Source organism: Saccharopolyspora sp. NPDC000995 (assembly GCF_053599315.1).
This window is the reverse complement of record NZ_JBSFLZ010000168.1, coordinates 1-12888: the sequence shown is the minus strand read 5'-3', so window position 1 is coordinate 12888 and position 12888 is coordinate 1. Positions and strand designations below refer to the sequence as shown.

The 12888-nt window shown below is 66.9% G+C and carries 14 protein-coding genes; 12 read left to right on the top strand and 2 right to left on the bottom strand.

Annotated features, from left to right (window positions below):
• Positions 1 to 92: 92 nt before the first annotated feature.
• Together ACWDKQ_RS32630 and ACWDKQ_RS32625 are read right to left on the bottom strand one after the other, a co-directional pair.
• Positions 93 to 596 carry a N,N-dimethylformamidase beta subunit family domain-containing protein gene (locus ACWDKQ_RS32630; RefSeq protein ID WP_450142617.1) on the bottom strand — a complete coding sequence of 168 codons (504 nt, stop codon included), beginning with the start codon at positions 594 to 596 and terminating at the stop codon, positions 93 to 95.
• Positions 597 to 881: 285 nt separating this feature from the next.
• On the bottom strand, positions 882 to 1673 hold the full coding sequence (locus tag ACWDKQ_RS32625) for an IclR family transcriptional regulator (protein WP_450142616.1): 792 nt from the start codon (positions 1671 to 1673) through the stop codon (positions 882 to 884).
• 150 nt (positions 1674 to 1823) lie between these two features.
• Here ACWDKQ_RS32625 and ACWDKQ_RS32620 point away from each other — a divergent pair, with 150 nt between their 5' ends.
• The 12 genes from ACWDKQ_RS32620 to ACWDKQ_RS32565 all read left to right on the top strand — a co-directional run bounded on the left by ACWDKQ_RS32620 (position 1824) and on the right by ACWDKQ_RS32565 (position 12801).
• The gene (locus ACWDKQ_RS32620; protein ID WP_450142615.1) at positions 1824 to 3299 is read left to right on the top strand and encodes a mannitol dehydrogenase family protein; all 1476 of its coding nucleotides are present in this window, start codon (positions 1824 to 1826) and stop codon (positions 3297 to 3299) included.
• A gap of 34 nt (positions 3300 to 3333) precedes the next feature.
• Positions 3334 to 4338, top strand: coding sequence for an L-idonate 5-dehydrogenase (locus ACWDKQ_RS32615; RefSeq protein WP_450142614.1), 1005 nt, complete (start codon positions 3334 to 3336; stop codon positions 4336 to 4338).
• A 51-nt stretch (positions 4339 to 4389) separates the two neighbouring features.
• Positions 4390 to 5790 (top strand): MFS transporter, encoded by a 1401-nt coding sequence (locus ACWDKQ_RS32610; RefSeq protein ID WP_450142613.1) that lies wholly within the window; start codon positions 4390 to 4392, stop codon positions 5788 to 5790.
• Positions 5791 to 6120: 330 nt separating this feature from the next.
• Positions 6121 to 7365: a D-mannonate dehydratase ManD gene (gene manD, locus ACWDKQ_RS32605; protein ID WP_450142612.1), complete on the top strand. Its 1245-nt coding sequence runs from the start codon at positions 6121 to 6123 to the stop codon at positions 7363 to 7365.
• A 20-nt stretch (positions 7366 to 7385) separates the two neighbouring features.
• On the top strand, positions 7386 to 8033 hold the full coding sequence (locus ACWDKQ_RS32600; protein WP_450142611.1) for a bifunctional 4-hydroxy-2-oxoglutarate aldolase/2-dehydro-3-deoxy-phosphogluconate aldolase: 648 nt from the start codon (positions 7386 to 7388) through the stop codon (positions 8031 to 8033).
• Positions 8030 to 9001: a sugar kinase gene (locus ACWDKQ_RS32595; RefSeq protein WP_450142610.1), complete on the top strand. Its 972-nt coding sequence runs from the start codon at positions 8030 to 8032 to the stop codon at positions 8999 to 9001. The genes ACWDKQ_RS32600 and ACWDKQ_RS32595 overlap by 4 nt, the downstream gene beginning before the upstream one ends.
• Before the next feature lie 263 nt (positions 9002 to 9264).
• Positions 9265 to 9711 (top strand): hypothetical protein, encoded by a 447-nt coding sequence (locus ACWDKQ_RS32590; RefSeq protein ID WP_450142609.1) that lies wholly within the window; start codon positions 9265 to 9267, stop codon positions 9709 to 9711.
• A gap of 490 nt (positions 9712 to 10201) precedes the next feature.
• Positions 10202 to 10498 carry a hypothetical protein gene (locus ACWDKQ_RS32585; protein ID WP_450142608.1) on the top strand — a complete coding sequence of 99 codons (297 nt, stop codon included), beginning with the start codon at positions 10202 to 10204 and terminating at the stop codon, positions 10496 to 10498.
• 60 nt (positions 10499 to 10558) lie between these two features.
• Entirely contained in the window at positions 10559 to 11518 is a 960-nt protein-coding gene (locus ACWDKQ_RS32580; protein ID WP_450142607.1) for a ketoacyl-ACP synthase III family protein, read from the top strand.
• A 91-nt stretch (positions 11519 to 11609) separates the two neighbouring features.
• Positions 11610 to 11786 (top strand): hypothetical protein, encoded by a 177-nt coding sequence (locus ACWDKQ_RS32575; RefSeq protein WP_450142606.1) that lies wholly within the window; start codon positions 11610 to 11612, stop codon positions 11784 to 11786.
• 161 nt (positions 11787 to 11947) lie between these two features.
• On the top strand, positions 11948 to 12277 hold the full coding sequence (locus ACWDKQ_RS32570) for a hypothetical protein (protein ID WP_450142605.1): 330 nt from the start codon (positions 11948 to 11950) through the stop codon (positions 12275 to 12277).
• A 95-nt stretch (positions 12278 to 12372) separates the two neighbouring features.
• On the top strand, positions 12373 to 12801 hold the full coding sequence (locus tag ACWDKQ_RS32565) for a hypothetical protein (protein ID WP_450142604.1): 429 nt from the start codon (positions 12373 to 12375) through the stop codon (positions 12799 to 12801).
• Positions 12802 to 12888: the final 87 nt, after the last annotated feature.

Sequence of the window (12888 nt, the reverse complement as noted above, 5' to 3'; positions counted from 1 at the left end):
TCCTGCGGCCAGACACCACAAGACTGCCGCAAGATCATCATCCCGGGCCTGCCCAACACACCCTCACCCAACCCGAGAATTAACCACCAGGGTCACCAGTGTTCGGGGCGGAAGACGGTGTAGCCGCGTGAGGAGCGCGGGGCGAAGGCGCCGAAGTCCGTGTACATCCCACGCAGCGCGTTCACTCCGAACGTCGTGGCACCGGGGTTGCCGACGGCCGAGTCCTCCCACGCGCCGGTCAACAGGTGCTGCGCTTCGGTGCCGGCGACCGGGTCGCGGTGTGCGGCGTCGTACTTGTACGCGGTCTGCGTGCCTTGCTCGAGGTCGAGCCGGCTCTGCCACATGAAGTTTCCGGCGAACCGGGCCACGTGGCCGCCAGTGGTGACGTAGTCGTCGACGTGGGTTCGCATCTGGGCTGTCCAGTACTCGTCGTGGCCGCTGAAAACCGCGCACTGGTAGGGCGAAAGTGCTTCGGCATTGACACGGTTACCCGTCCCGTTGATCGACGTCGGCCTACCCAGGCGAAACGGTTGATGCAGTACCGGCCCTCTCGCAGCGTTGCTGAATATTGCCTCCGGTACGGCACACTCACCCACATGCGGTACAAACGCACATCACCGGCCACGACTCTTTCGCCGCTGGTGTGTAGAACAGGTGCACCACCGTCGGCGTAGCCGTCGTGGCTTTGGTGCCACCGCATGGCATGACGATCGCGAAAAAGAACGGATCGAGGACGGCGGCTCAACGTCGGTGGCCACCGGTGGTCGGACATGTCGACGCCACCATCGGCGCAGGCCTGTTCCCTGGATCGATCTCAGTAAGCACCGTACGGCTCGACACGACAGGCTGCCGTTGAGGCCGCGAGGCCTCCCGCGCTCGCCTCACCCCGTTGTCGGCGTGAGGGTGTACTCCTCCGGGGCGAGGTCGGCGGCGAGTTCGCGGAGCAGGGAGCCGATCTCGGTTAGGCGGTCGGTGGTCATGCGCTCGGCGGGGCCGGTGACGCTGATCGCGACGTCCTGCGAGGTCGTGGACGTGAGGGCGATGCTGACGCAGGCGATCCCGGCTTCGTTCTCCTGGTTCTCGATCGCCCATCCTCGCCTGCGCGCGGTGTTCACCGCGTCGCGGAACCGGTCGCCGAGCGTGGGGTGCGCGTGGTCGGGGTCGGCTTCCGTGACGTAGCTGGTCAGGAGTGAGTCGTTCGGGGGAGCCGCGGCGATGAGCGCGCGTCCGAGTGCCGTGCTCGCGATGTGCGCGCGTCGACCGACGCGCGACCACACGCGGACAGAGCGTTCCGGCTCGATCTTGTCGAGATAGACGACGCGGCGTCCGTCGAGCACTCCGAGGTGGACGAGTTCCTCCGTCCGGCGCGACAGCTCGAGCAGCAGCGGCCGGAACAGCAGCGGCAGGTTGTCGCCAGCACCGAAGGTCCGCACGAGCCGTCTGAGCGCCTCGCCGAGGATGTAGTTGCGGTCGTCACCGTCGCGCGCCACGTATTCGCGGTGCGCGAGGCCGCGGAGCATTCGGTGGACCGACCCCTTGTTGATCCCTGTGCGTGCCGCGATCTCGCTGAGCGCGAGCCCCTCGGGGCCCGCTGTCGCGACCGTCTCGAGCACGACGAGTGCGCGGTCGAGGCTCGTGACGGGTGGCGTGTCCGGTGTGGGTTCGGTCTCCATGGCTCCATTGTCATCCCGGTCGATATTGCATTGCGCTCAACACAAGTTTAACTTGTGGTCCGACATGCAAAACGATCGGTTCGCAATGTGAAACGCAATGTGCGGCAGCGCTGGACGACCGCCCGTGCGTCGTGGAGGGACAAGGACGTCATGACACAGCCACTGGGCCGGAAGAGCGTGCCCGCGGGATCGCTCCTCGGAGCGTCCGCGCCGGAACGGACGGGAATCGTCCACCTCGGCCTCGGCAACTTCCATCGCGCGCACGGCGCGGTCTACACCGCGCAGGCGATGGCGGCCGCCGGTGGAGACTGGGGTATCCGCGGCTTCGCGCACTCGTCGGACCGGGTCGTTGCTCCGATGCGAGCTCAGGACAACGTCTACTCGATCCTCCAGCTCACCGAACACGGCGCCGAGGCGGGCGTGGTCGACGTCCACCGCGACACCGGCGTGGCCGCCCAGGACCCCGCCGCGGTCGTGGACGCGATCGCGGATCCGGCGCACCGCATCGTCACGCTCACCATCTCCGAGGTCGGCTACACGCGCGATCCCGCGACCGGCAGGCTGGCGCTCGACGACCCCGGCGTCGCCGCGGACCTCGCGGCAGGATCGACGCCGCGCACCGCGGTGGGCATGATCGCCCGCGGTCTCGAGAAGCGCGCCGCCTCGGGGGAACCGTTCGCCGTCCTGTCCTGCGACAACCTCCAGTCCTCCGGCGACGTCACGCGCGCCGTGGTCGAGGAGTTCCTGCAGGCGGCAGGCGTGAGCGACGACGTCCTGTCCTTCGTGTCCTCGTCGGTGTCGTTCCCGAACGCGATGGTCGACCGCATCGTGCCGAAGACGACCGACGAGCACTCACGTCTCGTCGCGGATCTGCTCGGCGTCAAGGACCGGTGCCCCGTACCCGCCGAGGACTTCACCATGTGGGTTCTCGAGGACGACTTCGCGGGCGGCCGTCCTGCCTGGGATCTGGCAGGCGCGATGTTCTCGACCGACCTCGAGGCGTACGAGATGGTCAAGCTGCGCCTGCTCAACGGATCGCACTCGCTCATCGCCTACCTCGGAATCCTCTCCGGCGCGCCGACGATCGACGTCGCGTGGGGACAGGACTTCGTGCGCGAGGCGGTCCTGAATGAGATCACCGACGACTACCTCCCGACGTTCACCCCGCCCACCGGATTCGACGCCGACGCGTACGTGTCCGAATTGGACGCCCGGTGGCGCAACCCGCTCATCGGGCATGCGACCACTCAGGTGGGCACCGACGGATCCGTCAAGCTCCTTCAGCGCATCCCCGACGCGGCGCTCTTCCACCTCCGGCGCGGTAACATGCCGCACCACCTCGCGCTGTGCACCGCCGCGTGGATCGCGTGCGTCGCCCCGCCGGCAGGCTTCACCCCGGGCCAGCTCGCCGAGCGCATCGTCGAACCGGCCCGCGACCGGCTCGCAGCCGCTGTCGACGGCGCTGTGACCGTTCCCGACCACGTGCGCCGGATCATGAACGGCGGTTTCTTCCCGGACGCCCTCGCCGAGCAGGACGCCTTCACCGTCCGGGTCGCCGACCTGCTCACCCACATCATCCGCGACGGTGCGCGCGCCGCGGCCGCCGACGTCGCCACTTCCCGCTGAGCATCCCTCGCCGACCTCCTGGAGCTGATCATCGATGAAGGGCCTGTTCATCCACGGTGCCGAGGACATGCGCCTCGAGGACGTCGCCGTCCCCGAACCCGTCGACGGTGAGGTGCTGCTGCGCGTGCGGTACGTCGGCATCTGCGGTTCGGACCTGCACTACTACTTCCACGGCAAGAACGGGGAGAACCTTGTCCGGGAGCCCTTCGCACCCGGTCACGAGTTCTCCGCGACCGTCGAAGCCGATCCGAGTGGTGAGTGGGCGAAGGGCACGCCGGTGACCGTGCACCCCGCGCGGTACGGCACCCCGGTGGACGGCATCGCGGACCGGCCGCACCTGTGGCCCGGCGGCGATTACCTCGGCAGCGCCGCGGACTTCCCGCACCGCCAGGGCGCCGCCGCGGAGTACGTGCTCGTAGAAAAGCCCATGCTCCGCAGGCTGCCCGAAGGACTGTCGCTGCGGGATGCCGCGCTCGCCGAGCCTCTCGGCGTCGCGCTGCACGCGCTCACGATCGCCAGCGGCGACCTCGGTGATCGCGCGCTCGTGCTCGGCGCCGGCCCCGTCGGCCTGCTGATCGTCGCGGCGCTCGCCGTTCGCGGCGTCGAGCACGTGGCCGTCGGGGACATCCAGGAATCCGCCCTCGAACGAGCCCGCGCGCTCGGCGCCCACGAGACGTTCCTCATCGGACGCGACGACGTCCCGACGACTTCCCATCCTGTCGTGTTCGAGTGCTCGGGTGCGCCCGCGTCGCTAACGCAAGCGGTTGCGTCGGCGGCCCGCGCAGGCGCCGTCGTCCAAGTCGGCATGCTTGCCGACACAGCGATCGGCGTGAACCTCGCGCCGCTCGTGTCGAAGGAAGTGCAGTTGCGCGGCACGTTCCGCTTCTCGACGGAGATCGACGAGGCCGTCGACGTGCTCGCGGCCCACCCCTCGATCGCCCAGGTCGTCACGCACGTGTTCCCCGCAGCCGAAGCGGTGGAGGCATTCGTGACGGCGAAGGACTCCGCTGCATCCGGAAAGGTCCTCATCGAGTTCTGATTTCCCCTCCACCCGTCCCCTCTCCGCCGAAAACCGAAGTAAGGAACAACGATGTCCACTTCAGCACCGCCGCCCGACACGGGTACCGCAAAGGACGGTACGGCCGAACGCAGCACCGGCGATCTCGTACGAGCCGCGATGTCCGGGTGGCTCGGCACCGCGCTCGAGTTCATGGACTTCCAGCTGTACTCGCTCGCGGCCGGGCTCGTCTTCGGCCAGCTGTTCTTCGCCGGCGAGAGCCCTGCGCTCGCGGTCGTGTCCGCGATGGCGACCTACGCCGTCGGCTACCTCGCCCGCCCCGTGGGTGCGTGGTACTTCGGACGGCTCGGGGACCGGGTGGGCCGCACCAAAGTCCTGTTCATCACGATCGCCCTCATGGGCGGTGCGACGACGCTCATCGGCGCCCTGCCGACCGTCCACGAAATCGGCATCCTCGCGCCCATCCTTCTCGCGGTGCTGCGCCTCGTGCAGGGCTTCGGCGCCGGTGCGGAGATCTCCGGCGCGGGTGTCATGCTCGCCGAGTACGCGCCGACCAAGCGTCGCGGCATCATCGCGTCGCTCGTCGCGCTCGGCACGAACTGCGGCACCCTCGGTGCGTCGGCGATCTGGGGCATCCTCGTCGCCGTTCTCTCCGAAGAGCAGCTCCTCGCGTGGGGCTGGCGCATCCCGTTCCTCGGCAGCGCCGTGATCCTGCTGTTCGCCGTGTGGATCCGGTTCCGGCTCAAGGAGAGCCCGGTGTTCGAGGAGAGCTCCCACATCAACGACGGCGTGGCGCTCACGACGGACGAGATCCGGGCGAAGGCCGAGCAGGAGAACGACATCCCGATGCTCGAGGCACTCAAGCAGAAGAAGTGGCGGGCGCTCGTACCCGCGTTCCTGCTGCGATTCGGACAGGCGGGCAACTCGGGAATCCTGCAGACCTACATGGTCTCGTTCATCACCGTCACGCTTGCGATGTCGGCTGCGGTGGGCACGAGCGTCGTGATCGTCTCTTCGCTGTGTGCGTTCGTCACGGTGCCGATCGTCGGTGCGCTCGGCGACAGGTTCGGCCGTCGCCGGATGTACCAGGTGATGAGCGTGATCTCGCTGATCCTCATCGTGCCGACGATGATGGCGATCGCGGGAGCGGACGTCCCGCAGCTGTTCGTCGGCTACATCGTGATGCACAACGTGTCGGTCATGGCGCTCGCCTCGCTGGAGAACCTCACGCTGCCGGAGATCTTCGGCGCCCGGCACCGGTACGCCGCGACCGGTGTCATCAGGGAGATCGCCGCGATGATCGCCACCGGTATCGGCCCCGTCGTCGTGGCGGCCTGGGTGGCCGCGGCGAGCGGATCGTGGATCCCGATCGCGATCATGCTCGGCATCTTCACCGTCTGCCCGCTCATCGGGACGTTGCTCATGCCCGAGGTCGCTGGACGCGACCTGAGGGATCCGCGCAACGCGGTCTGAGAGCCTGTTCTTGACTCGTTTTGCTTTGCGGTGCGGGTGGCGGAACCTCAGACGCCGCCTGGACTGCGGGAGCCCGTTTTTGTGTATGTCCAATACACGGCTAACGGGCTGTCCTCGCCAGACGACGTCTGAGAACCCGCGGCGGTGCCAGCTGCTTAGGTGGGCTAAGCGCCTGGCGGCGCTTCAAGACAAAGACCAAAAGCAGGTTCGCAGAACAGGCTCTGAGTACCCGCCTCGGGTGCGGTGGCTAGTCGCATCCGAGGCGGTTCCCGAAACATCCACTTTAGACAGACATCACCGATCACGTGGCCCCGGAAGGAAGCGAGCACCGTGAGTATCTCGACCGTCGACGTCATCGTCACGAGCCCCGGACGCAACTTCGTCACCCTCAAGATCGTCACGTCCGACGGGGTCGTCGGGTGGGGCGACGCGACGCTCAACGGGCGGGAGCTCTCTGTCGCGGCCTACCTGCGGGACCATCTCGCGAGCACGTTCATCGGCCGGGACGAGGACCGCATCGAGGACACGTGGCAGTACTTGTACCGCGGCGCGTACTGGCGACGTGGGCCCGTGACGATGGCGTCGATCGCCGCCGTCGACATGGCGTTGTGGGACATCAAGGCGAAAAAGGCGGGCGTTCCGCTGTACCAGCTGCTCGGCGGAGCGAGCCGCGACAAGCTCCGCGTGTACGCGCACGCCTCCGGAAACGACTACGAGGCGCTGGCCCAGGCGATCCGCGGGTACGTGGGCGAGGGCTACACCGCGGTGCGCATCCAGACGGGCGTTCCCGGTCTCGACCGGGTGTACGGCGTCTCGGATACGGCGAAGCCGGGGGAGAGGTACGACTACGAGCCCGCGCATCGCGCGTCCGACGGCAGCGCCGCGACGCGCCCCGAGGAGGAGGACTGGGACACGCCCGCGTACCTGCGGCACGTCCCGTCGATCTTCGAGAAGGTGCGCGAGGAGTTCGGACCTGAGCTGCGGCTGCTCCACGATGGACACCACCGCATGTCGCCGATCGAGGCAGCTCGGCTGGCGAAGTCGCTCGAACCGTACGACCTGTTCTGGCTCGAGGACGCGACGCCCGGCGAGGACCAGGAGGCGTTCCGGCTCGTCCGGCAGCACAGCACGACCCCGCTGGCCACCGGTGAGGTCTTCAACTCGGTGTACGACTACCAGACGCTCATCACCGAGCGGCTCATCGACTACGTGCGGTCGGCGCCCACGCACACCGGCGGTGTCACGGGGATGAAGAAGCTCCTCGACTTCGCCGGCATCTACGGAATCCGCTCCGGCATCCACGGTCCGACCGACGTCTCGCCGATCGGCATGGCGGCCGCACTCCACATCGACCTGGCGATCCACAACTTCGGCATCCAGGAGTACATGCCGCACAGCGAGCTGACGCTGGAGACGTTCCGCACGTCGTACACGTTCGACCGCGGCTTCCTCCATCCCGGCGACAACCCTGGTCTCGGCGTGGAGCTCGACGAGGAGATCGCCGCGCGCCATTCGTACACCGCCGCTTACCTTCCGGTGAACCGCCTGCTCGACGGCACCGTGCACGACTGGTGAGTCGAGAAAGGACACACGCCATGGGCCAGCGTCAGACCCTGCCGGGGAGGACCGCCGCCTCGCGGCTCGTCGTGGTGATCCGAGGCGAGCGCGCCGAAGACTACGTGCCGGTCATCGACACGATGGTCGAGGCGGGGGCGCGGAGTTTCGAGCTCACGCTCACGACTCCTGGGACGTTCGCCGCGCTGCCCGGGATCGTCGAACGGTACGCGGAGACGGCTGACATCGGTATCGGCACCGTGACGCGACCCGGCGACGTGGACGCTGCCGCCGATGGGGGAGCGCACTACCTCGTCACGCCGGTCTCCGATCTCGCGGTCGTCGACCGGGCCCTCGAACGCGATATCGCGATCGTCCCGGGTGGTCTCACTCCCACGGAACTGTTCTCCACCTGGGACCGTGGCGTCTCCGCGGTGAAGGTGTTCCCCGCGGGCCAGGTGGGTCCCGGATACCTGAAGGATCTGCGCGGTCCGTTCCCGGATCTGTCCGCCATCCCGTCTGGTGGGGTGGATCTCGAATCGGCGCGGGCGTGGCTCGCGGCCGGTGCGGCGGCGGTGAGCGTCGGTGGTCCGCTGCTCGGGGACGCGCTGAAGGGCGGCGAACTCGGTGCGCTCGCGGAACGGGCGCTGCGGTTCGTAGAGGTGTGCGCGGGGGGTGGAACCGAATGACGGCCTCTCGGGTTCTGACGCTGGGCGAGACGATGGGCCTGCTCGCCGGCGGGCGCATCGGTTCGCTCGCGCACGTGTCCGAAGCACACGTGGGGATCGGTGGCGCGGAGACGAACGTCGCCGTCGGCCTGAGCAGGCTCGGGGTTCCGGTCACGTGGATCGGCCGGGTAGGAGACGACTCGCTGGGCAGACGGGTCGTGCGCGAGATCCGCGGCGAGGGCGTCGACATGCGGGCAAAGATCGACCCCGAGGCGGCGACCGGGCTCATGCTCAAGGAGCTCACGGGGCCGGGGACGTCGCGGGTGTACTACTACCGTGCGGGTTCCGCCGGTTCGCGGCTGGCAGCCACGGATGTGCCCGCGGGTCTCGTCGAGAGCGTCGGGCTCGTGCATCTCACCGGCATCACTCCGTTGCTGTCGGACTCCGCGCGCGAGGCGTGTCTTTCCGTCGTGCGGCGGGCGCGGGCCGCCGGGGTTCGCGTGAGCGTCGACGTGAACTACCGGTCGACGCTCGCTCCCCCGGACATCGCCGCGAAGGTGCTGGGTGAGCTCGTCGGGGAGGCGGACCTCGTGTTCGGCTCCCCCGAGGAACTGGCGTACGTGGTTCCCGGTGGCGTGGCGGATGATTCTTCGGCGATCTCCGAGCTGGCCCGCGCCCTAGACCCCACGGGCGCGCGCGAGATTGTCGTCAAGCGAGGCGCCGACGGCGCGTCGACGTACGCGGAGGGCACCGTGGTCCACGCACCTGGCCATCGCGTCGATGTCGTCGACACGGTGGGAGCGGGGGATGCGTTCGTGGCCGGCTACCTCAGTGGCGACGTGCAAGGCTGGAGCGTCAAGGAGAAGCTCGCCCGGGCGAACGCCTGTGGCGCCGTGATGTGCACGAGCCCCGGCGACTGGGAGGCCGCCCCGACCCCCGTCGAACTCGAGGTCTTCCTAGGCGCCGACGGTGACCCGGTCCAGCGCTGAGCCCGTCCGTGGTGGGTGAGCTCCTTCCGGCGCGGTACCGACGGCCGAACCGAGATCAGGGCAAGACTTTCAGGAGCCTTGCCCCCGGATGTTGGACACGGGGTTGTGCGGCTTCGGCTGGCGTAGCCGATGACGGGGTCAGAGTATCCCGGATCCCAGGTCATCAGTGATTCACCAGCACCCTGCTGCGCGCGGGTGACGACCGTCGGCATGTACCTTCTCCGCTCGCGGGTGACAGGGTTGGCGGCGGGCAGTGCCGCTGGATGAACGGTTCTCTCCACGAGCACTGCCGGACTCGCCTGGCGGACGCGAAGACCGGTGCGGTGGTGGAATCCGGCTGCCTGGACGCACCACAGTGGACGATCCCGACCGGGGTGCTGCAAGACGGTGTCGCCCACACCTGGCAGATCACGACGGTGGCGAACCTGACCAGCACAACCTCGCCTTGGGTGGGGCATGTCAAGGTCGATTTGCGTATCGGTGACCACGGTCCCTCGCCGACCGATGATGTCGGCACGGTCGAGGTGAACCTGGCCAACGGCAACGTCTCCACCCAGGCGTCGTCGTCGAAGTTCACCACTGTCGGAGGCACCGCGGGTGTGTCGTTCTCCTACAACTCGCAGCAGACCGGCCCGAAAGGGCTGCACGCGTCGTACTACAAGGGCCTCAAACGAAACGTGGGGCTGCGCCAGTCCAGGGCTTGGAGGTAGCCGCGGTCCACAGCGGTTCGTGATCGCTGCATTTCGGGCGGCATTTCCTCGCGCACGAGCAGAAGCTCCACTACATCCTTGCAGAGCTCTTTGAGGTCGGCGCGCTCACGCGAACAAGGGGAGCTTAGAGTTCCTAACAAATTGATAACTTGCCGTGCCTGAGGTTCCTTGATCGTCGATCATGGACGCGTGAGAAAAGGCGAGCAGCCACCATGGATCGTGCCCGACGAGCTGTGGGAGCGAATCGAGCCACTGTTGCCGCGCTGTGAGAGCAGCGTCGACACTGCGCGCCAAGTAAGGGCTGGAAACCTCTCTCGCGAGACGGCCGCACCTTTAAGCGCCTGGTCACAGGGGCGTCGACGCTGCGGTGTTCACCCGTCTTGGTGTACCTGGGCGTCGGGGACGGCCAAAATCTGACAGCGCCCTTCCGGTCGTGTCACGGTGAGGTTGTTCAGCGTCGAACGCTTCTCCTTGAAGCAGGAAATCTGCGTTGCTCGCACCCTTTCTTCTTTTTCTGGTTTCGCGCTGCGCGCGGGACGGAGTGATCATTATTCGAACAGTTCAAAGAAGTGGCCATTCCCGTACGTTCTTTCGTCTGCGGTGGCTGGACGGCGAGGAATGGGGCTATCTGTCGGTGGTCAGCAAGCCCGGAAACTCGCCGGTGTTCCTCGGGTTCATTCACCGCGAGATCGACTTCTTCCACGCTGTGAGCCGGGGCTGCGCCAGCGGTGTCGGCGGTTTCCGCGAAGTCTGGTTCATCGGCCCCCGCACCCAGCTCGGGGCGTGATCCACGGTGCGACACCACGGGATCACAATCAACGGACTCGGCGCTGTCGTGGGAGATCTTGTGACCGTCACCGAGGCCATCAACGCCGGCCGCTACAGCGCAGAGCAAGCCCACCGGAACCGGCAAGACTCCGTCGCCGTCGCTAACGGTCGCACCGGCCCAGAGCTGGCGGTGCAAGCCGGTCGCCAAGCACTCCAGGCGGGAACGCGGCACCTGGATCTGCATCTTCACGCCACCATCCATGACCCGGCGATCGATTTCTGGTCCGCGTCCTCCTTCGTTGCCGACCAGATCGGCGTCGACACCCCGATAACGCTGTCGATCAACGCGATGTCCAACAGCATGGTCGCCGGTCTGCAACTGGCCGCCAGTGTCCTGGAGGGCCAATCCGGGCGCGTTGCTCTGCTTACCGCCGGGGATGTCTTTCATTCTCCGCTTTTCGACCGGTGGCAAGCAGATGCCGGCGTCGTCTACGGCGACGCCGGATCCGCCATCCTCCTGCACCGCGACACGCACACGAAAGCGGTGGCCACTCTGATCTCCACCGCCTCCCACGCCTCACCCGGCCTGGAAGCCCTGCACCGTGGCTCCACCCAGTGGTACAGCGGTGACACCTACCGGCCACCGATCCAACTGCGGCAGCGGAAAGGAGAATGGCTCGCCGCTCACGGAGGATCCGGCAGCGTCGACAGCATCAACACCACCGGCGTGAACGCCGTACTCAAGACCGCGCTGTATGCCGCAGAGCTCGAACTCGACGACATCAGCTGGGTGCTCTGCCCGCACTACGGGGACAACCTGACCCAACGCCATTGTCTCGCGCCCCTGGGCATCCCCGAGGGCCGCACGACCGCCTTCCTCGGCCGAGCTCTTGGGCACATGGGTGCCTCCGACCAGATCGTCGACCTGCACCACCTCCTCACACGACGCCTGGTCAACCCCGGTGACCACGTCGTACTGCTCGGCATCGGTGTGGGCATGACCTGGACCGCGGCCGTCCTCCGCATCCACCCGCACTGAAACCGCGGCTGTCTCCGCTCGAACTCCCGCATCAGGACACGTGTGCCCGGAATGCGGACTGAAAGAAAACCCGAGAAGTCAGGAGAATCCCATGAACACACTCACGCGACGAGCCCTGATCACGGCCTGGTTCAGCGTGGTCGTGGCGTTGCCCGCCGCCGCAGGAACCGCGGCGGCCGATGCTGGACCCGGTTATGGCTGCCTCGGCGGAACCTGCGGCCTGGCCAGTTGGCCAACCCAAGCGCCGCACCACCCCCACACCAGGTAGCCGCCGTGCGCACAACGCCACACCCCCACCGACCGGGGTTGCTCACCGCACGGGCAACCCCGGCCTCCGCCGACCGACCGTTCATCTCGCTCGGTGAACATCCACGTCCCCCGACCGCCTCGCTCATTGGCCCAGCGATCCGCCATGAATAGGAGATCTCAATGAGAACAAAAGGGTTTACCACCGTTACCATCGTCCTTGCCGGACTCTTGATGTCAGGTGTGGGCGGAGCCGCGTACGCGGAAGGTTCTTGCCCGGCTGGATACAGCTTCTCCATTCAGGACGGTGCCCGTATCCACAGGTCCAACGACCTGAAGTCGCCCGTCGACGGCATCTACTACACACACCACGACTACCGCGTCCACCAGTTCCTCGGCGGTACATCCACAACACCGCACTGGGTCAACTTGACCGACGTCACCACCGGTGTGTCCGGCTGGGTGAACGGCAGCGTCGCAACCTGCTTCGCCCTTACCTCACCAAGCAGGTAGCCAGGGCCAAGCAATAACGCACCAACTCATAACCCGCTGCGTCCAGCGAAATCCTGATCTTTTCCTTCCATTCACATTCCTCCCATGGATGAAGTGTGTCCACATTAGAAGAGTGTATCGCAATGAAAAGAACCGATCATTCTTGCTCGGAGAGCAAAACCGTTGCAGCGACGGGCGATTCGGATACCCGCCGCCGACGCCGGCGGTCCGCCGCGCTCTGTCTCTCCGCGATGAGCATGCTGGCCGCGTTCACTGCCGGTGCCACCCATGCCACGGCAGCATCCGATTCCGGACACGACACCACGCAACAACGAGCCGCCTGCGGCTTCTCCTGGTGGACGGAATCAGCGGGACTGTTCGACTACTACGTCCACGTACACCACTCATGCGCACCCGGCCGATGGGTCGGCATCAACATGTACGGCTTCGATCCATGCCAAAAGCTCGACCACAACGGCTGGACGACATTCCGCCTACGCCAGAACGGTGTCCCTGCTGACAGCCTCTACCTGGATTGCCGCTAGCCGGGCATTCCGCACATGAGGGTTGATCAACTCGGCCTGGTCGTCATGTTCTGGTATTTGATCATCTTGGTTTGGTCGGGTCGACAC